This window comes from Marisediminitalea alba (genome assembly GCF_002993365.1).
Classification (GTDB): Bacteria; Pseudomonadota; Gammaproteobacteria; order Enterobacterales; family Alteromonadaceae; genus Alteromonas; species Alteromonas alba.
Genome location: NZ_PVNP01000054.1, coordinates 40,904 through 60,580, shown reverse-complemented (window position 1 = coordinate 60,580; position 19,677 = coordinate 40,904). Strand labels below are relative to the sequence as shown.

Here is a 19,677-nt window from a genome sequence, read left to right as displayed (position 1 = left end):
TTGTCAGCTCCAGTATATTTTGGAGCTGACATCGCGCTAGATGTTGCATTATATGTAGTAAAGGGAACGTTTTTGAGGACGATTTATGGCTTTGCAAGTTTTGAACTGAGCAGTTTAGCTAATGACTTTTTATATGTGCGTTAAATCGGTAATAAACTTTGCTGCATATTGAAGGTATTCCTGTTGTGGAGTTCGAATTACATCCCATCTTTTTGCATAGTTAAGAGGCCTGTCGCGTTGTTTGGCGTATGTAAGAACAAGCCGACGTTTGGCACGGGATACACCAACAAAGAAAGCACACCGATTAGCATCTTGATCCCCAAAGAATATTTCGTTCTCAACTGCCATAATTATCGTTGAGTCGAACTCCAATCCTTTGCTCTTATGGATAGTCAGAATACGCACAGCCTGATCATCAGAGAAACGAGTCAAGGCTTGAGGCAAATCGGGGGTAAGTTCAAGCAATTCTTCAATGCGTGCTTTGGTATCTCCCACAACTTCACCTAATCTGGCATGTGACTCATAGTCAGGCGAGAGAGCAACAAGAGTCTCCATTCCTATTTCCTTCAAAAATCCACACACAGAATCCCACCATCCTGAAAACGGTTCATCCAACAACTCGGCCATGGCTATGATTTTTCGCTGTTCCTTGAAGAAGCTTTGGAAATTTTGCCTGACGCTAGACTGCACCTCATCATCGGCAAAGGGAATTAATTGATTCATCAGCCGAATCCAAGCTTTGGGCTCTCGCTGGCCATAGAGACAGGACAAATAGTCAACAACGAGCCTTGCGGCAGGTTCGACAGTAATATCCTGCATCTCCTGCTCATTCCGGTACGGTATTCCCCTAACTTCCAATGCCACCATCAGGTGATTGGCGTAAAGATCTAGTTGTTTGGACACTAATACGGCGATTTCGGATAACGGAACTTGTTCATTTCTTATCCATCCGGCAATCAAATCGGCCAAGTACTCAGCTTCTCCCTGGGCATTCTCGAATTGCCACGCGAAGACCTCTCCCTCTTCACCAGCAAGTTGGTGATCAGGCATGACGGAAGCCGGATCGAGCACGCGAATTATCTCGTTCTGCATCCGAAGCAGGCGTGGTTTTGAACGAAAGTTTCGGTACATGTTTAATGGGACCGCTGAAAAATCCCTAGCGAACGTTTGGAAAATTCCGTCCAAAGCACCTGCCCACCCCATGATTTTCTGCTTGGTATCACCGACAGCAGTGAGACGAATGCTTGTACCTTGGAAGGCTACCTTCACGAGTTCATACTGCTGATCCGTGCAGTCCTGGAATTCATCCAAGAAAACATCGCTGTAAGTTTGGCGTATGGCATTTCTTGCGACAGTGGAGGCCTTAAGAATTTGAATTGCTAGCGGTACAAGATCATGAAATGTAATTTGCCTTCTTGTGACTTTTCTTTCGCCAATCGAATAATCCAGATCAAGAGCATCATTACCAGTAAGCACTACTCGGAAACGATCAATAATACGCTTTGCAAACGCATGAAATGTGTAGCTATCAAAACGGGAAGCCAATTCTTGTCCACAGCGTCGCTGGATTCGCTCCTTCAAGTTTTTGCTGGCGTCAACTTTGAAAGAGATAGCGAGTATTCTCTTCGGATAACGGCAGGTTCCGGTTCGTAGGAGGAAGTCAGCTCTTTGTGCAAGCATTTCCGTCTTGCCCGCACCCGGCCCCGCCGTCAGTGCAAGACAGCGCGCTTGTTCCTTCGCAGCCCGCAGTGCATTGGGTTCAAGCGTTAGCCCATCCGAAGGCAGCCATGCATCTACAGCAATCACTCGGGCAGTTCCGCAAGCTTGGCGATCACGGCATCAGTGAGTCGTCCAAATGATTCAGGCATGTTCGCCAGCAAATCCTCGTCGCTTAGTTGAGCGAGAGCATCGATATGAGCAGCGGGCTTGCTGCCCAGTTTAAAAAGCTTGTGATACGTAGAGAAAAGATTTAACTCGCCATAGCTATATTGGGATGAGTCATGATGGCTCTTGCCCAACACGGCTTTAATCGTTGAGTCATCCGGAACTTCCTGCTGAACACCGTAAGCATCTGGGAAAGCAAGGAGCATTGAAAAATCTAAATCCATTGGAAATGAGAAAAACACACCACGCATTTCCAGCTCTGCAAATACACTCTTAGTACCGTTTTCAAAGAAATGGTGGGTACGAACAGGTACTTTGTCATCATTCCAATCTGATAAAGAAAAAGTATTTGGCAGAACTTTTTCAGGTTGATATAAGCCAAGTTGGTTATTTACATACTTTATTCTTCCCCAGCCCGCTTGATATCTGCCCACATCTAAATCGAGAAGGGTCAAAAATGGGATTTGCAGTGCTGATAACAGGCGCCAAAAATGGTTGACATGCCTACCTCCAAGCGGAGCAATCGTAACCGCTGACTCATCAACTGGCGCACCTTTCGCTTGGAAAAGGCGCGATAGTACAATTTCTTCGCTATCCCCTTCACCCAACACAACCAAACGTGAGAAGTAGATCTCAGGGAATGCCTGGACAGCCTCGCGAACAAACTTGTGCGCTTCATCGGTTTTAGCGGGTAATTGGATTTTCGTAATTCTTGATTGCCGGGTTTCGGTAAGTCGAAGATATCGAATATGTTCCGGATCGACACGTCGTAACATTGACGGAGCATGCGTAGCGATTAGGGCCTGAGCATCCTCGTTGCTCGTCATGGAGTTCAGAGCGCTGACAATCCGCCCCAGATAGTGAGGCGAGAGGCTGTTCTCTGGTTCCTCAAGGGCAATCAAAGTAAAGACTGGCGGACGCAATTTTTCTGGGTCAAAAGAGCCGTCCTCACCGGCAAGGACAGCACGCCCAATTGCTTGAGATGAAAGAACCAATGACAGATAGAGCATCGACTTCTGGCCGTCACTGAGTCGGGAAAAATCGACAAGATGTTCATCATGTCCAGGCGAGAATGATACGGACAAATGACGAAGCAACGCCTCGATCTCAGATGCCACAAAAGTAATCTTGGGATCTGTAAAGTAGCTGCCTTTATGAAGGGTGCTCCATGTTTTCTTCAGGTGGGCACTAAAAGCATTGACCGATGGATTAGCAGCCAAACTCTCACTAATCTGGTCGGTGAACCCTTTGACCTCCTCCCGTTCATTTTCCCAGTTCACTGCCCGTAGCAAGCGGCCAAGCAGCGCGTTCGTTCCATATGCTATGTGGTCAGTCGGATCTCTTCTTGCGGGCAGATAGTGGACTTGTATGTGATTTCGTTCAGACCTGGGAACCGTTTGAGGATTTAGAGGCGAACCATCCGGGTCAGCTTCAAGCACATACACAAAAGTCTCATCAATATCCCCATCTAGGCCCATAGTGGCACTTAGGCGATATCGTACCCTAGGAATTCCGTCAGGGTCATCAAGGCGCATGTGGCTGAAATGGGGAGCAACGGTCGAGTTATCTTCTTCATCCTCCAACTCGGGGAACACGAAGTCCGCCTCAATCCATAACTGCCTTTCTTCGGGCGCTTCTTGTTCATCGTGCGGGACATGGAAGTCTGAGCGCTGAATACGGCGTAATGATGGATCAAATGCAAACAGTCGGCACAAAGCCTGGAGTGCAGCAGTCTTGCCTGACCCGTTGGGGCCAATCAGATAGGTAATATTTTCCAGTGTCAGTTCTGTTGGTTCAGCACCAAAACTCTGAAAATTTGAAACCCGAATACTGTGCAGTTTCATTCTTTTATCCTAATACATATGGCCCGAAAAATTTAATCTTCCTGTTCCATGGGTGATTTTTACAGAACAAGAATTCCCTACACTCGAGCCCGTGCACGTTCTCTAGCCTTAAGCTCTATGCGTTGTGATATTTGGCTATACAGCTGGGCTTCCTCATTCTCTCGATCAGTAACAGTCACAACCAAGGCATAGTCTTCTTGTTCGAAACTCAACGCCTCACCCCAATCTCTATCTTGTCGAGTAATTACAACAAACCACTTTTCAGAAGGCTTCGGCTGTTTAATCCGCCAAGTTGAAGATTGAACCGTACCTTTACCTCTTAATTCAGCACTTATGTCCCTATTGCTTGTAGCATCATCATTTCTGGTTTTAGTTTCATCCTGAGTACTGTGATTGAAATGCCTTTGAACAGACTCAAGCGACTGATCTTTGACTAACCTAAAAGACATTTTAGTGGCCACATAGTCTATCCTAGTTGTCCTGACCGCTGGACAATAAGACAGAGTAACTCTAATTTCTCTGGAAGCACGCTGAGACCTTAAAAAATCATCGGGAAGCGGCAGTTCGAAAAAGTGATGCGAGTTGTTTTCTATTTTATCTTCAGCCATTAAGACAACCGCATTTTGTGAAGATCTAAAAAGCTCCCCCTCATCAACAGCACCATAACCAGCTATATCTCTAAACGCATCTCGTCCATTTGCGCTCCTATAAGATTTCTTCATATCTTCAGGAAAGCTGTTTTCAATCTCCGACAGCATATTCGCATGATTAACCAGTAGTGCTCTGAGCAAATTAGCAGAAGCCTTCGGATAGTTATTCAATAAACGACCTGCAAGATGGGTAATGTAAGGTGCCGCAAAACTTGTTCCGCTAATTTCGCTAAACAATGTGTTCCCAACGAATAGACTATTGCAGGTCAATACCCCCATGCCTTTCTTAACATCCTTCAGTTCGTTGCCTATTCTAATAGGAGTAGCCAGGTTTCCACCAATAGCTACCAGTTCGGGTTTAATTGCGCCTTTAATAGATGGACCGTGACGTGTAAATGGCGATGGTTGATTTTCTGTAGCTGGAGCCAATTGACTAATTTCAGGATACCGTTGAGCATCGAAAGTCGCGTTATGTCGAGCCAAGCTGCCCACTGTTAGAACGTTTAGTGCCGGAGCTGGATCTATGATGATACTTTCGTCAGCTAGAAGGTATTCTGGATACTCGTTCCTCCAGCTATGTCTTGGCACATCTGGATCGATAGAGCCTGAGAAGTTTCCAGCAGAAACGACAAATAAGATATTGAAGTCCCTAGCCAATTTATCCAAGACATACGCAATTCCTCGAATATGGCGATTATCGTAAGGTGCATTGGAATTCCCTAACGACAAATTGAAAATCCGACATTGGTGTTCCTCGACAAAATAGGTTACAGCTTCAATGAGCGTTTTTTCGATAGAACTGGAGTCAAATTCTGCATTCTCATCAAGAATTCTACCATTGAAAATCCAAAGTTCAGGGTGCCAATAATTTGTTGAGTTACACGCTTCCAAGTCACCATACAGAGCTACACCAGCAACAGCAGTGCCATGACCATTCAAATCCATGCCGTCTGTATCACCAATAAAGTCTGCACTTTCCGCAATTGCGGGTGCCAACAGGGGGTGGTTAGTATTTACTCCGCTATCAAGGACGCAAACTCTTGCAGCTTGATGAGTAGGGGATTGTATTCCTTCAGGAATTCTATTGATGTCACAATTTAGTTGGCTATAGCGAATACCGCTCTTGGGGGGGAGATCAACAAGTCTGACATCAGAGTGATTCAGCAGTAGATTAACCTGACTAGAGTTAACCTCCAAACGGTACATTACTAAGCTATCAAGGTTAACTTTATCTGTTCGCCGTATTCCGTTATGAGCTAGCCAACGCTCAAATGCATCACAAGTGCTTAATCTCTCTGGGTGATGAGCAACAGCTACAGGCCAAAGCTCTACATCTAAGAGAAACTTCTCTGCTCTTGGTAAGCCATGCCTTCTTAGAGCCCAACTTTTCCGGTCATCACTTGTCCAGTTATCGATTCCCTCTATGGCTTCGAGAATCTGTTTGTACGTCAACTCCGCATCGTCTAAACCTAGACGTTGCAAGTGATCTGCAAACACAGCCATGCCGGTTTCATCAACAAAAACAACACACAGATGATTGTCTTCTTGGCTTACAAACTCGATACCATGTTTGTTTAGATGGGTAATATCGAGAAGTCCTGTATAACGAATTTTCAGTACAAAATTACCAGGGCGTGACGTTTGTTGACTTTGTGCGAATTTGAATGATTCAGTTAAGTCTCTGGATAATTTTTGACCATGCCCACGAAGATCACCTCGTGGATGTCTTGGAATATTGATTTTTCTTGTTCTACGTTCATTTTCAAGCAGTTCTCTTTCAATCTTAAGATGTTCATAATTAGCCATTCCTAGTCCCTTTTTTTAACTTTCTCGAGAAGCTGCTTGCTTCAAGTCCTTAACGGTCAAAAATTCCTGACTACGTAGGATCATCCTTTTTACTGCTCTACGAACAATACGTTCAATATCAGCGCCACTCTTTGTAGAAAATATCCCGAGGATAGATTTATCATCTAACTCAAATTGGCGACGTACACCACGCAATTTGAGTGAAAGAATTTGTTGTATTTGCAGCTCATCAGGTAATGGGAAGTCAATTTTTTCATCGAAGCGTCGCCAGATAGCACTGTCTAAAATGTGCTCATGGTTTGTAGCTGCTAAAATTAGACTCTTCCCTTGATAAGCGTCCATCATCTGAAGCACTGCGTTAACGACGCGGCGTAACTCACCATGTTCACCTGAGTCAGAACGTTCTTTGCCTATGGCGTCAAATTCATCAAATAAAACCACCATAGAATGTTCAGAAACAAAATCAAAAACTTTGCGAAGATTCGCGGCTGTTTCACCCAAAAAAGAAGATACCAACGCATCGAGACGAACAATTGCAAGAGGTAAATCAAGCTCAAAAGCAATGACCTCAGCTGCTAAGGTTTTCCCGCAACCTGGAGGACCATGAAAAATAATTTTTCCAGAAGGCTTCATTCCAAAACTTCTCAGTACATCGACACGGCGGTGTTCCTCAAGAAGTTCCTCGATGGGTGCGATACTAGATTCAGGTAAAACCATTTCTTCTATTGGTCGCTGAGCTTGTCGAACATCTAAAAGTGGTAGTCCTCGCTCTTTATCTACAGGAGGAGTAGGCAAAGCGTTACGTCCATTTTGTTTAAGCGGTCTTAAATGCTCACCATACAATATCTGCTCAAGATCATTTGCAAGAAGGTGATGTTGCTTTTGACGCTCATCTTGAATAACAGCTTCTGAAGCAAGCCGAAAGGCCTCGGAATCACCAATGGCTCCAGCCCTAATCAACTGTCTCAGTATTTTACCGTTAGCCACTATTATTCCCCTTTGCAATGTTCATTTATAATCGAATTACTCAGTCGTTTATCGTATTAAATACTAATTATTTCATCATATTAATAACGATTTAAAATAATCAGACGTAACTACTTAGTATTATCTGAGGCTATGATGGGGCTTAGCCCATTCGATTTTGCATAATCTAAAATTAGTATTTCTATCATAGACGCTTGAGAGCGGTGTTCTTTTTCCGCTGCTGCTTTTAGCAACAGCTTGATTTCTTTAGATGTTCGTATTGACAAAGTCTCTTCTTTGGAACGCGACACTGTGCTTCTCCATGATAAATAAGCAATACAATGTACTGCATTATGCGTACATTGTATACTGTTTATTGAACTCATTACCGATAGCATGGATAGCGATATAGAGCCCCTTCGAGAGGGGCTGGTTGATGGGAGGCTAGTTGGCGGGGGTATCTGTTTCCTCTTCAGTGATATCGTCATCGGTCGAAGGCACCGCTTGCTCAACTTCTGCTTCTTTACCCTTAGCTTGGGCTGATTTTCGTGCTCGAATTTCGATATCAATAATGCGTCGTGCAAGTTTGATAATGCGCTGTTGCCATGCGTAGTTGCCATCAACACGTTGCTTGTTGCTAAGCACGCTAGATAACCAGAGTGTGTCCATTGAGATCATCAACGAATCGAGTTTGCGCACTAAGCCGACAAACTGGCCAACCTGAGGCGAGCTGATTTTAGCGTTGAAGGTAATCGGGTCGGTGTAGTCAGGTACTTCATCGATGCCGTTGGACTCCATCAATTTGTCCAAACGAGATTGTTCGTTGTCTACCGCCTTAGCGCAATCCTCGATCAACTGGCTAATGATCTGTTCCACTTCATCAATTTCGTTCTCATCGCCAATGATGCGCAGGATGACATCGATTCCGTAAAGCGCACTGACCGTCCGTCTAAAAACACGGTCAACGACACGTTGTGCCTGTAAGCTGTTAATTGTGAATGATTGTTCAAAGATGGGTTTTGAATAATTGGGTTTTGCTTGGGCCATAAGTTTGCTCCTGATATGACAATAATCAGTCCCTAGCCTAATCCTCTGTGAGGTAATGGCCTTTCAGCTAGGTGGAAGAATTGAGCATCTTTCTAACTATCCTGTCTGGATAAGACGGTTACACTGACTATCAAATATTGCTGATCTGTTTCAGTGATATCTGCGCCTGAGAGCATGAGCTCAAAGGAAGCCCGCCGCTGAGTTTTCTCAGTGGTACTAAGAGGTAGCTAGCCTCCTTAAACAAATAGCCTGCATGTTTTTACATGCTCAACCATGCGTTCCTTGCGGTTCGCCTTTTCACCACCCAACTGGGGGAGTTCTCCCCAGTTGGGTGTGACTCCTTCACAACCAAATTAAGGAGTCACCAATGGAATATATCTTCGGATTTATTATCCAAATCGCAGGCATTATGTTGCTTGCAAAACTGAGCTGGTCGCTTTTGCGATTGCTTGCTCGTCAAAGCGTGCGCCCGTTTCGATTTGTACTTACTCAAATCAAGCGATTGCTCACACCAACACCAAAACGTCGTCCAATGGCAGTGCCTAAAGCTCCTGGTATGCCCCGTTTGACATCTGCGTTTTACAAAGAGCCACATCAGTACGACATGGCTTTACTCGAAATACCAACCTATCTGCGTCGTCAGTCTTCTTTGCCCAGCCGGGTAGAAGCAACTGTGTGCACAGAGTTCAACTAAGACGAGGAGAACATCATGAAAAACCAAGTAACACTCATAGGCTACGTTGGCGCTGAGCCAGAGACGCGAGCCTATCCATCAGGTGATTTAGTGACCAGCATTTCGCTGGCCACTTCTGAGAAATGGCGTGACCGTCAATCCAATGAGCTCAAAGAGCATACGGAATGGCATCGGGTTGTTTTTCGAGATCGTGGTGGATTTAAGTTAGGGCTAAGAGCAAAAGATTTAATCCAAAAAGGAGCGAAGCTTTTTGTTCAAGGTCCTCAGCGCACGCGCTCATGGGAGAAAGATGGCATTAAGCATCGATTGACCGAAGTGGCCGCGGACGAGTTTCTGCTTCTTGATAGTGTGAACAAAGCATCTGAGCCATCAGCGGCGGATGATGCGGGCTCCCAAGCTAATTGGGCACAAACTTATCCTGAACCAGATTTTTAACCGAGCAAAACCCTTTAACCCAGTCGGGAGTACTTTCCCGTCAGGGGCAGACTCCCACTTTGATTGTCGGAGTCCATAATGGAAAAACCAAAGCTAATCCAACGCTTTGCTGAGCGCTTTAGTGTCGATCCAAACAAGTTGTTCGATACCCTAAAAGCAACAGCATTTAAGCAACGTGACGGTAGTGCACCGACCAATGAGCAGATGATGGCGCTCTTGGTGGTTGCAGATCAGTACGGCTTGAACCCTTTCACCAAAGAGATTTTTGCACTCCCTGATAAACAAGCTGGGATTATTCCAGTGGTAGGTGTCGATGGCTGGTCTCGCATCATCAATCAACACGACCAGTTTGATGGCATGGAGTTTAAGACTTCAGAAAACAATGTCTCACTGGATGGCGCGAAAGAATGCCCGGAATGGATGGAATGCATCATCTACCGGCGCGACCGTTCGCACCCAGTCAAAATCACTGAATACCTGGATGAAGTCTATCGACCGCCTTTTGAAGGTAACGGCAAAAATGGCCCTTACCGTGTAGATGGTCCATGGCAGACGCACACTAAGCGAATGCTAAGACATAAATCCATGATCCAGTGTTCCCGCATTGCGTTTGGCTTTGTGGGAATTTTCGATCAAGACGAAGCGGAGCGAATTATCGAAGGCCAAGCAACATATGTTGTTGAGCCATCTGTGATTCCACCCGAGCAAGTTGATGATCGAACCCGAGGGCTTGTTTACAAGCTTATCGAGCGGGCGGAAGCTTCAAACGCTTGGAATAGTGCATTGGAATATGCCAATGAACATTTTCAAGGTGTTGAACTGACGTTTGCGAAACAAGAAATATTTAATGCACAGCAACAAGCAGCCAAAGCGCTCACACAGCCTTTAGCTTCTTAGCGCCATGCATTCATTCTACTAACCCTGGCGGGATTATTCTCCCGTCAGGGGGAAGGTCTCGTCTTTTTTTGGAGATCTTCCATGACTAAATCAGCCTCACTTTTTCGCTTGGTATTGGTTGTTGCCCTTGTCGTAGGTTCGATTCAAGCCGGTAAAGCGGCAATTGATTCGGTTCAAGCAAGTGTTGTTCAGCACCAAACAGCGTTAGCGCAAGCTGCAAAGTAACCACTTAACCCTGAAGGGGAGTTCTCTCCTTCGGGGGAGTCTCCCCTCAAAGGAGGCAATATGAAGGTTATCGACCTATCACAACGTACTCCTGCATGGCACCAGTGGCGCATTGCAGGGGTTACGGCATCTGAAGCCCCAATTATTATGGGGCGTTCACCCTACAAAACACCTTGGCGATTGTGGGCAGAAAAAACCGGATTCGTATTACCGGAAGACCTGTCGAATAATCCTAATGTGCTTCGCGGTATTCGGTTGGAGCCTCAAGCAAGGCGAGCATTTGAGAATGCGCACAATGACTTTCTTCTGCCGTTATGTGCAGAAGCCGATCATAACGCAATCTTTCGGGCCAGCTTTGATGGCATCAACGATGCGGGCGAACCCGTTGAATTGAAATGTCCTTGCCAGTCAGTTTTTGAGGATGTGCAAGCTCACCGAGAACAAAGCGAGGCGTACCAGTTGTATTGGGTGCAAGTACAGCACCAAATACTGGTCGCCAATAGCACGCGAGGTTGGTTGGTTTTCTATTTTGAGGATCAACTGATTGAGTTTGAAATACAACGAGACGCATTGTTCTTAACTGAATTGCAAGAAACAGCGCTTCAGTTTTGGGAGTTAGTACAGACCAAAAAAGAACCGTCAAAATGCCCTGAGCAAGATTGTTTTGTTCCCAAGGGTGAAGCCCAATACCGCTGGACATCACTGTCTCGACAGTATTGCTCAGCACATGCCGAAGTGGTTCGACTGGAAAATCACATTAAATCTTTGAAAGAGGAAATGCGAGACGCTCAGTCAAAATTGGTCGCCATGATGGGTAACTACGCTCATGCCGACTATGCTGGGGTCAAACTCAGCCGCTACATGATGGCGGGCACGGTGGACTATAAGCAATTGGCCACCGATAAGTTAGGCGAGCTGGATGAACAGGTTTTAGCCGCTTACCGAAAAGCGCCACAAGAGCGGTTGCGCATTAGCACCAATAAGCCAGAGCAGCCCGTTGAAACACCAATCAAAATCAGTCTTGAGCAAGATAACTTGGTTCTGCCAGGTGACTCGCCGAGCTCATTTTACTTTTAACGTTCACTTGGAGCCGATTTCGGCTCCTTTCTCATGCGCTTACATCGAGTGCATTAGAAAGCAGTTTCACTCGTAGCCAATGCTGGGTACGAATGATAGAGCGAGCTGAACTCTTACATACACAGCCATACCACAATCAACACACCACCCGACGGGGACTTCATTCCCTGTTGGGGCATGGGGCCTCGTTAAAACTGATGAGGTTTACCATGACTGAACAATCCCCATTTTTGGTTCAAGTGAATCAAGCGTTTAATGTCCCGGCTCCTGATGCTTTCGTTCTGGAAGGATTTAGTGCCGACACTACCCATCCAAACATTCCCGTTCGCAAGGACGAGTATGTTTTTAGAAAAGAAGACTTACGTGATGTATTGGCGTTCTTGTCTCACCCAGACGGTGACGGTTTGTATATTACAGGCCCCACTGGATGCGGTAAGACCTCGCTAATTTGCCAAGTTGCTTCTCGATTGAATTGGCCTGTTCAGCAAATTACTGCGCACGGTCGATTGGAGTTGTCCGATCTTATCGGTCACCACACGCTGGTTAATGGCAACATGACTTTTGTATATGGACCGCTGGCACTGGCTGTCAAGCATGGCCATTTGCTGATCATTAATGAAATGGATCTTGCTGAGCCTGCTGAACTGGCTGGGCTCAATGACATTTTGGAAGGTGCCCCGTTGGTCATTGCACAAAATGGCGGAGAGATCATCATGCCACATACCAAGTTTCGTTTTATCGCAACCGGCAACAGTGCGGGCAGCGGTGACCAAACGGGCTTGTATCAAGGTGTGCTCCAACAGAATTTGGCTTTTCTTGATCGCTTTAGAATCATCGAAGCGACCTATGCAGAGCCTTCTGTAGAGGAAGCCATTCTGGAGAACGTTGCGCCGGGCTTGCCAGAAGTCTTTCGCCAAAAAATGGTGAAAGTGGCTGGTGACATTCGTCGTCTTTTTATTGGGGGCGCGGATGGCGGTGCTGAGCTTAGTATCACCATGTCCACTCGGACCTTGGTGCGCTGGGCAAAGTTAACACTTGCTTTCAAAGGTGCTCCTAACGCAGTGGAGTATGCACTGGTTCGGTCTTTGACGGCTCGTGCTGAGTTGGAGCAACGAGAAGCCATTCACCGTATTGCCGCTGATGTCTTCGGTGACCACTGGGAGGATTGATGATGGAAAAGTGCTTTGCTCTTTACCGTTACAGTCATTCTGATGGGACAGCCAAAGAATGGGCTATTTACGTTGGAGCAGGTAACCAGGAGGTTGAAGTTCGGTTTGGAAAAGCAGGTCAATTGTCGCAGCAGCGATTGATTGACTCGACTGATCCTAACGCAGAAGCAGACCGAAGAATCAATGAGAAAATCAACAAGGGTTATCGATTTGTTGGACAAGTCGGCATTGATCATCAAGGGCGGCCATTTGAACTATCAAATGCGCTTGATAGCGTCGCGTGCGCCAATAACGTCAGTTGGGAGTTTCGTACTCGCAAGGACGTCAATGGCCAAATATCGCTGGCGCAAAAAGCGTTGTTCGATATGGCAAAGCTGCTTGAAGCCTATGGCTTGGCTGTTATTGATGATAACCAGGTCAGGATTGGAGAATGGTCATTAGGGTTTTGCAAAAGCGGATTACCTAGTACCAATCAAATCAGCATGGTGTCAGGTGAAGGCGCTGGCATTGTTAACACTGATGATGGCCCGTGGCCATTGTTGCTGTTACTGGCCTTTAAGCGTCAATTACCACCACTGTGTTCGCTTACAGTAGCGAGTCCTGAAGGGATAGAAGTATCCGACCAACTGAAGTTGGAAAAAGATGTATTGCGTTTGCTAGGCAGTGATTTAGAGCGGGTTCGCCCGATAGCTGAAGCACTGGACTTAATGCCTGTGAAAATCGATCTCAACCAATCGTCGCCTGATTCGCAAAATTACTATTTCTGATAGTGATGTTGCCATTAGCGCGTCAACTACTACCACCCAAACGGGGGCCATTGCTCCTGCTGGGAGTGGTGCGTCCCCATCTCGCATGAGGATGCACTATGAGTATTCAAACCCTCGACAAACTTTTGATTTGTCACATCGACTGTTCCATCTGGAGCGGTAGAAAAAAACTAAGGCCTGAAGATTTCAGACTAGCCAATGGCAGCCAACTTCCACCGAAGGATGTTGCCAGCTTAGGGAGTAAAAAAATTTGCGACCCTGAGGCATTGGCGAACTTTGAAAGGCTTAAGAAAGAAGCGCAGCGGTTGTGTGAGCAAGTCGGTGTGCGGTTTTTAGGTGGCTATGCCGTCCCTGAAGACCGAATTGATCAGATTGTTCCTGAGCTTGACCGGATCGGTCAGGAGTTTGCGCAGTGCAAGCAGTTGTTCTTGGACAACTATGATCAGGTGACTTTTGACTGGGTTGCAAAACACCCGGAATTTGCAGATGCAATCCGACGTGCATTATCACCCATCGAAGACGTGGAACAACGGCTTCAGTTCGATTATGCCATCTATCGAATGCAACCGGCTGACCAAGCTGGTGGCTTAGATGACAAGGTCAATGGTATGGGACACACCCTTTTTAGGGAGGTGGCTCGTGATGCCAATGAACTGTTTGAACGTTCCGTTGCAGGTAAGAATCAAATCAGCCAGCGAGCCCTTAATCCTCTCAAACGGTTAAGAGACAAGTTGGATGGTTTGTCATTCCTAGATCATCGAGTTCAGCCGATGGTTGAAGCGATGGACAATTTATTTGTTCGTCTGCCGAAGACCGGCCCTGTGACAGACAATCTCTATCACGAACTGATGGCGACCATTTTAATTTTGTCTGATCCAGACAAGATGAGAATGCACGGTGAAGGTCAATTGGATATCAGGCAACTGATGCCCAAACCTGAACCTAAACCCGCACAGCCAGTATCTGCTCAGGCAGATAACTTGCGTGCAATACCCCAACCAACCGTCAGACCAAACCTTGGTTCGACTGTACCAAACTCGTTTTATTTCTAACGTCCTTGAGGGCATGTTGCCCTGAAGGGAGCATGTCCTCTGAACTATGTAAGAGGAAATTATGCAACCAACCATCCATAACCCCAGCCAACTGAACCAGTTTGAAGCACATTTTCGTGGTGTGACTGATGCTGTTGAAAGTGAATCGATACCAGAAGTGGCGTGTTGTCGAACGTTAGTACAACGGTCGTACTCAACACATAGTGTCGTGATCCCCGAGAACCCAGTGCTGATCGCAGATGCGGACGCACAAGGAGCTTGGGTAACGGCCATGGTATTTGTTCCAAACATGGCATTGCAGCAAACCGCTCATGAGCGAGCTTGGCTGCAATATCAACACGAGGTGTCTACTCAGTTACAAGACCAGTACGGTCTGACATTGGATGACATCCTGAGTTTAGACCAGTTTAAAACGTCATTTGAGCAGCATGAAAGTCCAGCTCAATTGGTGGCTTGGCTAGGTCAAAAATACGACCTGGATAAGCTAAAAGCACAGGTTTAAACACCCACATTCCCAGCGGGGAAACACTCCCGCTGAGGGAGTATTCCCCCTGATGATTAGGAGACTCCCATGAATCATCCATTAAAAAATGCACTGCCAATCGTTGCCGCCGCTTATGGCGAAAAGTTTGGTGTGAAGGTGCTTATTCAAGGACAAGATGCGTTTACCGATGGTGAGCGGATTGTGATCCCAACAGCAAACCCAGACGACCCACACTATCAACAGATAGCTTGGGGTTACCTGGCTCATGAAGCGGCGCATATTCGCCATACTAATTTTGACATGGTGCAGAAGGCGTTGTCCAAACCGATCCGTAAGGCACTTCTCAATATCATTGAGGATGTTCGCATTGAAAACGAATTGGCAAAGGATTACCCCGGAACCAGGCGCAGTATTTCGCAAGTGATTGAGTACATGGTGGACACACAGCAAATGTGTGTACCTGAACAGCTTGAGCCTGCATCTAACTTGCAAGCATGGTTGTTGTTCCGCTTGAGATGCCATTTTCTGGGCCAGAAAGCGCTGACGCCTTTGTATCAAGCGATTGATGAAAGAGTGAGACAACTCTTTCCTGCCGCAGCGATGAGCCGGTTAAGCGCCATGCTGACAGCAGTGCCTAGCTTAGGGTCTACAGGTGAAGTGCTGAAACTTGTCGATGCCATCGTTGCCATGTTGGAAGAAGAATCTCGTCCACCACAGGATGAGTCGGATGCTGATAGCGGTAATGACATTGGACAAGATGCGAGTAATGACAGCAATAACAGTAGTGATAGTCAAACCCCAGAAACAGATTCGTCTGCAACGGGGGATTTTGCTGAAACGGGTGATTCAGATAACTCTGATCAAGCTGACAATTTGCGACAAGCCTTAGAGGCCAGTGCCGCTCAGTTTGAACCCGATACCTTTGCACAAGTGGCAGAAGTGTTGTCGGAACAAGCTGAAGGACATCAGGGCGTCACTCCACTCAGTTTGCCCCAAGCAGAGCAAGCTATGTTGGGTGATGAGGCCATCTTGACCTTATCGGCGTCTGAGTCGGCTCAAATTCGAGCCCGACTTAGAGGTATGGTTCAGTCCAGTCAGGACAATCGGAATCATGCCAAACGGCACGGTCTTCGAGTTGCAACCCATCGTCTTGCCGCTTCCCAAGCAGGTGAGTCGAGATTGTTTATTCAAAGGCAGCCGCGCATTGCGCCCAATGCTGCTGTTCACTTGCTTGTCGATATATCGGGCTCAATGGGTAAACCCATTGGCGAAGGTAATCGCAAGTACTTTCATGTTGCCAATGAAGCTGCTTTGGCTTTGGCCATGGCATTGGAAGGTATACCGGGTGTTGTACCTGCGGTCAGTTATTTTCCTGGTATTCATCAGGAAGTTTCTATCGCGTTATTGCCCAAGCAATCGGTTCGACATCGGGCCGCCTGTTTTGACCAAAAACCACGAGGTTGTACGCCTATGGCACAAGCTATGTGGTTTGCGGCAAACAGTTTGTTGGCACAAAAACAGAAGCGAAAGCTAATGATAGTGCTAACCGATGGTGACCCAGATGATTGGGCTGCTACGCATGACATTGTTGACCGTTGCAGACGAAGTGGCTTTGAGCTGCTGGGGATCGGGATTCAAACACGCAGTGTTGAGAAATTCTTTCCTCAAAGCATCGTGATTAACGACGTCAAAGATCTGAAGCGTGAGTTATTCGAAGTAACACAACAACTGTTAATTCAGTAACCACATCAACTTTACCACCCTGCGGGGACGATTCCGTCCCCGTCAGGGCATGGGTTCGTCTCCGTTTTTTTTGGAGACTCCTATGAAAAACAGAAAGTTCTTAGCTGGCGAAGAAGCCGGTACTTACATCGTTCCTGAGCAAGTGACTGAAGCGGATATATTAGATATGGCGCTCAAGCTTGCCCGTGGTCGATTGAGTAAAGGTCGCAAAATTGAACAGCCATCGTCGGCGTTCTCATACCTGCAAACACTGATGCACGAGTATGAGCACGAAGTCTTTGGCGTGCTGTTTCTTGATACAAAGCATCGCGTTATTCGATTTGAAGAGCTATTCAAAGGCACTTTAGATGCGGCGAGCGTGTATCCAAGGGAAGTAACAAAGCGTGCGCTAGAACTTAATGCGGCAGCAGTGATAATGGTTCATAACCATCCATCGGGTGATCCTGAACCCAGTGAAGCTGATAAACGCATCACTCATCGACTCCGTGACGCCTTGTCACTTGTTGATATTCGAACGCTTGACCATGTCGTGGTCGCATCCGAGGGCTGCGTTTCGCTTGCCGAACGCGGTTATCTTTAATGAATGGGCGCATTGCCCATTCTCCTTCATCACAAAAGCAGTCCCATCAGCACACATCAGCACAGCTCGAATTTCTATTTGAGTTTGATGATGCCCCTGTCACTTGGTCTGACACAGAAATCTGGCAGTTACGCGAAGGCATTCTTTTGGATGCGATCCGTGTGTTGCTGGACGGTCGTGTCAGTACTCGGTTGCGCAAGGATGTGTTGTCGTGGATTCAAAATGACGAAATAGCGCCATTTTGCTTTCGTGTTTGCGCGATGGCTGCGGTTGTCGATCCTGATGTGCTTCGTGATTCCATCATGTGGCTATTAAGACGACATGGTATCCAGCTTGACTAACGTTCCTGCATTAACCAAACGGCTAATGCAGGTCCTAAGCTGACTTTTACCACCTGTGGTAGGAGTCGGCATTTTACTTAAGGAGGTTATATGGCGTTACCTTTACAAATTGACACAGTAAGGCCATATCTCAAGGGCCAATGGCTTCAAGTCTTGGCGGCATTGGTGCCAGAACTTGATGCCGCTATTGCTCGAAAAGGTCGTCATGTGGCTTGTCCTGTTCATGGCGGTCGTGATGGCTTTAGGCTGTTCAAAGATGCTGAATATACCGGTGGTGGCGTTTGTAATACCTGCGGTATCTTTCATGATGGCTTTGAACTGTTGTCTTGGATTAATGGGTGGAACTTTGCTCAGTCTATTGAAGCAATCGGCCAGGTTCTTGGTATTCAACCCGGACAAATACAAGCGCCTATTCGGCCAATACCGAGTAACGCAGTTGATTGGAAGGCTAGAAAGCAGGACGAGGACAAAGCGATTATCCATCGCTTGAATCAAACTTGGGGAGAAACGTTTTCTCTTACAGATACTCGTGCGCAACCAGTTTGGAACTACATGCATCGTCGTGGCATTGTTACCCGGCTTCGTCCTGAATGGGATTCGGTGCTGAGGTATCATCCAAACTTGCCTTACCATGATGAAGATGGCTTGTTTATCGATAGCTACCCAGCGCTGCTAGGTAAAATCGTTACTCAGCAAGGGCGTTCGGCCACGTTTCATCGGATCTACCTAAGTGAAGATGGATTCAAAGCGCCGGTTGAAAAGCCTAAAAAGATGATGCCGATACCAAGTGACAGAACAATCACAGGTGGTGCCATTCCTATAGGTGAGCCTGGTGAGGTATTAGGTGTTTCTGAAGGCATCGAAACAGCTTTAGCGGTTACCAGAGCTACGGGACAAACATGTTGGTCGGTTGTGAATGCAACGCTACTGGCTAGATTTGAACCACCAAGTAATGTGAAAATGCTGTACATCTGGGCAGATCACGATCTCTCTGAGACCGGCCTGAATGCAGCGAATGAACTCAAGAAAAAAGCCTGGCAAAAAGGCATTCTGACACAAGTCCTGATCCCCCCGATACCAACGTCACTCGGCGTGAAAAGTTGGGATTGGAATGATGTGCTGAATGTATACGGTGCCATGGGCTTTCCGAAAGTTCATATCTGATCCAAGGGGCTTCGGCCCCTTTTTTTGCGCCTTGCATATTTGAAAAAACATGGAGAATGGAAAAAAGATAACCAATAGGAGAAACAAACATGATGGTATTAACCCTGTTAACAAAGCAGATTGATGGTGAGTTTACGGTTTACTGGAAGACCGGCCTTCGAAGAGGAGGCGAACTAAAGGTCGATTTAGGTGAGCAATACGACAAGCTAGCTGAGCAGCAAAAGCCAATTGCAGCTGAGCTCTATGCGATTCATCACCTACTGTCAGTGAAAGAGGTGATGGGGAGTAACCGAAGCGGTAATGGGCTTCAAATCCGGGTCAGTAAAGGAGCTATCAAAAAGTTACAGAAAAAACGCTCAACTCAGCATTCACTTTACAGCCTGACCAGGTTCTTGCTCACCCGCTACCAGGAAGCACAGATCTCGGTAGAGAAGCGGGACGATTGGCTCTCACATTCCTTCGAAGAATACAGCGTCGATAATACTACAGTGAGAGAAATCGATGAGGTCATCAACGTTCCGAACATTGGACCTGTCGTGGTGACTCGTCACGCGCTTGAAAGATTTGTGGAACGGCTTTCTGATGGAGTGCCCAAGCATCCTTGGAAGGCTTTGTGCACAAAGCTGCTATGTTCTGCGCTAACTAAAGCCCAGTTACCTGAAAGGGTCACTATCCAAAAAGCCAAAAAATATGCACAAGAGGCCGAGTTATGGCAGCATGTTGGTAGCAAAATGCACTTTGTTATGGTTCCGGGTGACTCAATTAAAACGTTGGTTACGGTTTTTGCAGTAAAGTGAGTTAATGTAGTATTCAAAATTTCTGAATATTACTTACGTGCCGATAGCAGAACTT

At 46.5% G+C, this 19,677-nt stretch carries 20 protein-coding genes; 14 read left to right on the top strand and 6 right to left on the bottom strand.

Going from position 1 to position 19,677, the window contains the following annotated elements:
* Positions 1-129: 129 nt before the first annotated feature.
* The 6 genes from C6Y40_RS07520 to C6Y40_RS07495 all read right to left on the bottom strand — a co-directional run bounded on the left by C6Y40_RS07520 (position 130) and on the right by C6Y40_RS07495 (position 8,197).
* A complete protein-coding gene (locus C6Y40_RS07520) occupies positions 130-1,806 on the bottom strand; it encodes a UvrD-helicase domain-containing protein (protein ID WP_105934065.1) in 1,677 nt (558 codons plus the stop codon).
* Positions 1,803-3,728, bottom strand: a complete 1,926-nt coding sequence (locus C6Y40_RS07515; RefSeq protein WP_105934064.1) for an ATP-dependent nuclease — start codon at positions 3,726-3,728, stop codon at positions 1,803-1,805. The genes C6Y40_RS07520 and C6Y40_RS07515 overlap by 4 nt, the downstream gene beginning before the upstream one ends.
* Positions 3,729-3,805: 77 nt before the next feature.
* Positions 3,806-6,184, bottom strand: a complete 2,379-nt coding sequence (locus tag C6Y40_RS07510) for a S8 family peptidase (RefSeq protein WP_105934063.1) — start codon at positions 6,182-6,184, stop codon at positions 3,806-3,808.
* 15 nt (positions 6,185-6,199) lie between these two features.
* On the bottom strand, positions 6,200-7,171 hold the full coding sequence (locus C6Y40_RS07505; RefSeq protein ID WP_053980150.1) for an AAA family ATPase: 972 nt from the start codon (positions 7,169-7,171) through the stop codon (positions 6,200-6,202).
* Between the two features lie 110 nt (positions 7,172-7,281).
* Complete coding sequence (locus C6Y40_RS24925; RefSeq protein ID WP_025610722.1) at positions 7,282-7,461, bottom strand: hypothetical protein; 180 nt, start codon at positions 7,459-7,461, stop codon at positions 7,282-7,284.
* 133 nt (positions 7,462-7,594) lie between these two features.
* A complete protein-coding gene (locus tag C6Y40_RS07495) occupies positions 7,595-8,197 on the bottom strand; it encodes a hypothetical protein (protein ID WP_022614423.1) in 603 nt (200 codons plus the stop codon).
* Between the two features lie 367 nt (positions 8,198-8,564).
* Between C6Y40_RS07495 and C6Y40_RS07490 the strand changes: the two genes are divergently transcribed.
* From C6Y40_RS07490 to C6Y40_RS07430, 14 genes are all read left to right on the top strand, one after another.
* Positions 8,565-8,891 (top strand): hypothetical protein, encoded by a 327-nt coding sequence (locus C6Y40_RS07490; RefSeq protein ID WP_000455722.1) that lies wholly within the window; start codon positions 8,565-8,567, stop codon positions 8,889-8,891.
* Between the two features lie 15 nt (positions 8,892-8,906).
* Positions 8,907-9,326, top strand: coding sequence for a single-stranded DNA-binding protein (locus tag C6Y40_RS07485; protein ID WP_105934062.1), 420 nt, complete (start codon positions 8,907-8,909; stop codon positions 9,324-9,326).
* 78 nt (positions 9,327-9,404) lie between these two features.
* Positions 9,405-10,223: a phage recombination protein Bet gene (gene bet, locus C6Y40_RS07480; RefSeq protein WP_105934061.1), complete on the top strand. Its 819-nt coding sequence runs from the start codon at positions 9,405-9,407 to the stop codon at positions 10,221-10,223.
* An 81-nt stretch (positions 10,224-10,304) separates the two neighbouring features.
* Positions 10,305-10,448 (top strand): hypothetical protein, encoded by a 144-nt coding sequence (locus tag C6Y40_RS24700; protein ID WP_000167275.1) that lies wholly within the window; start codon positions 10,305-10,307, stop codon positions 10,446-10,448.
* 60 nt (positions 10,449-10,508) lie between these two features.
* The gene (locus C6Y40_RS07475; protein WP_105934060.1) at positions 10,509-11,525 is read left to right on the top strand and encodes a YqaJ viral recombinase family nuclease; all 1,017 of its coding nucleotides are present in this window, start codon (positions 10,509-10,511) and stop codon (positions 11,523-11,525) included.
* A gap of 209 nt (positions 11,526-11,734) precedes the next feature.
* Positions 11,735-12,694, top strand: a complete 960-nt coding sequence (locus C6Y40_RS07470) for an AAA family ATPase (RefSeq protein ID WP_024015927.1) — start codon at positions 11,735-11,737, stop codon at positions 12,692-12,694.
* 2 nt (positions 12,695-12,696) lie between these two features.
* On the top strand, positions 12,697-13,461 hold the full coding sequence (locus tag C6Y40_RS07465; protein WP_445771662.1) for a hypothetical protein: 765 nt from the start codon (positions 12,697-12,699) through the stop codon (positions 13,459-13,461).
* Between the two features lie 98 nt (positions 13,462-13,559).
* The gene (locus C6Y40_RS07460; protein WP_053426188.1) at positions 13,560-14,513 is read left to right on the top strand and encodes a DUF3150 domain-containing protein; all 954 of its coding nucleotides are present in this window, start codon (positions 13,560-13,562) and stop codon (positions 14,511-14,513) included.
* Between the two features lie 61 nt (positions 14,514-14,574).
* A complete protein-coding gene (locus C6Y40_RS07455; RefSeq protein ID WP_105934058.1) occupies positions 14,575-15,015 on the top strand; it encodes a hypothetical protein in 441 nt (146 codons plus the stop codon).
* Between the two features lie 69 nt (positions 15,016-15,084).
* Positions 15,085-16,740: a VWA domain-containing protein gene (locus C6Y40_RS07450; protein WP_105934057.1), complete on the top strand. Its 1,656-nt coding sequence runs from the start codon at positions 15,085-15,087 to the stop codon at positions 16,738-16,740.
* 82 nt (positions 16,741-16,822) lie between these two features.
* The gene (gene radC, locus C6Y40_RS07445; RefSeq protein WP_105934056.1) at positions 16,823-17,320 is read left to right on the top strand and encodes a RadC family protein; all 498 of its coding nucleotides are present in this window, start codon (positions 16,823-16,825) and stop codon (positions 17,318-17,320) included.
* Complete coding sequence (locus C6Y40_RS07440) at positions 17,320-17,661, top strand: hypothetical protein (protein ID WP_053426186.1); 342 nt, start codon at positions 17,320-17,322, stop codon at positions 17,659-17,661. Before radC ends, C6Y40_RS07440 begins: the two co-directional genes overlap by 1 nt.
* Positions 17,662-17,751: 90 nt before the next feature.
* Positions 17,752-18,825 (top strand): DUF7146 domain-containing protein, encoded by a 1,074-nt coding sequence (locus tag C6Y40_RS07435; RefSeq protein ID WP_105934055.1) that lies wholly within the window; start codon positions 17,752-17,754, stop codon positions 18,823-18,825.
* Between the two features lie 89 nt (positions 18,826-18,914).
* Positions 18,915-19,622 carry a hypothetical protein gene (locus C6Y40_RS07430; protein WP_105934054.1) on the top strand — a complete coding sequence of 236 codons (708 nt, stop codon included), beginning with the start codon at positions 18,915-18,917 and terminating at the stop codon, positions 19,620-19,622.
* Positions 19,623-19,677 lie beyond the last annotated feature (55 nt).

Bases quoted from the DNA above. Each gene is read 5' to 3' on its own strand.
- C6Y40_RS07435 (WP_105934055.1), top strand. From the start codon at position 17,752: ATGGCGTTACCTTTACAAATTGACACAGTAAGGCCATATCTCAAGGGC.
- C6Y40_RS07430 (WP_105934054.1), top strand. From the start codon at position 18,915: ATGATGGTATTAACCCTGTTAACAAAGCAGATTGATGGTGAGTTTACG.
- C6Y40_RS07440 (WP_053426186.1), top strand. From the start codon at position 17,320: ATGAATGGGCGCATTGCCCATTCTCCTTCATCACAAAAGCAGTCCCAT.
- C6Y40_RS07490 (WP_000455722.1), top strand. From the start codon at position 8,565: ATGGAATATATCTTCGGATTTATTATCCAAATCGCAGGCATTATGTTG.
- C6Y40_RS07495 (WP_022614423.1), bottom strand. From the start codon at position 8,197: ATGGCCCAAGCAAAACCCAATTATTCAAAACCCATCTTTGAACAATCA.
- C6Y40_RS07465 (WP_445771662.1), top strand. From the start codon at position 12,697: ATGGAAAAGTGCTTTGCTCTTTACCGTTACAGTCATTCTGATGGGACA.
- C6Y40_RS07455 (WP_105934058.1), top strand. From the start codon at position 14,575: ATGCAACCAACCATCCATAACCCCAGCCAACTGAACCAGTTTGAAGCA.
- C6Y40_RS07510 (WP_105934063.1), bottom strand. From the start codon at position 6,184: ATGGCTAATTATGAACATCTTAAGATTGAAAGAGAACTGCTTGAAAAT.
- bet (WP_105934061.1), top strand. From the start codon at position 9,405: ATGGAAAAACCAAAGCTAATCCAACGCTTTGCTGAGCGCTTTAGTGTC.
- C6Y40_RS24700 (WP_000167275.1), top strand. From the start codon at position 10,305: ATGACTAAATCAGCCTCACTTTTTCGCTTGGTATTGGTTGTTGCCCTT.
- C6Y40_RS07475 (WP_105934060.1), top strand. From the start codon at position 10,509: ATGAAGGTTATCGACCTATCACAACGTACTCCTGCATGGCACCAGTGG.
- radC (WP_105934056.1), top strand. From the start codon at position 16,823: ATGAAAAACAGAAAGTTCTTAGCTGGCGAAGAAGCCGGTACTTACATC.
- C6Y40_RS07450 (WP_105934057.1), top strand. From the start codon at position 15,085: ATGAATCATCCATTAAAAAATGCACTGCCAATCGTTGCCGCCGCTTAT.
- C6Y40_RS07460 (WP_053426188.1), top strand. From the start codon at position 13,560: ATGAGTATTCAAACCCTCGACAAACTTTTGATTTGTCACATCGACTGT.
- C6Y40_RS07470 (WP_024015927.1), top strand. From the start codon at position 11,735: ATGACTGAACAATCCCCATTTTTGGTTCAAGTGAATCAAGCGTTTAAT.
- C6Y40_RS07485 (WP_105934062.1), top strand. From the start codon at position 8,907: ATGAAAAACCAAGTAACACTCATAGGCTACGTTGGCGCTGAGCCAGAG.
- C6Y40_RS07515 (WP_105934064.1), bottom strand. From the start codon at position 3,728: ATGAAACTGCACAGTATTCGGGTTTCAAATTTTCAGAGTTTTGGTGCT.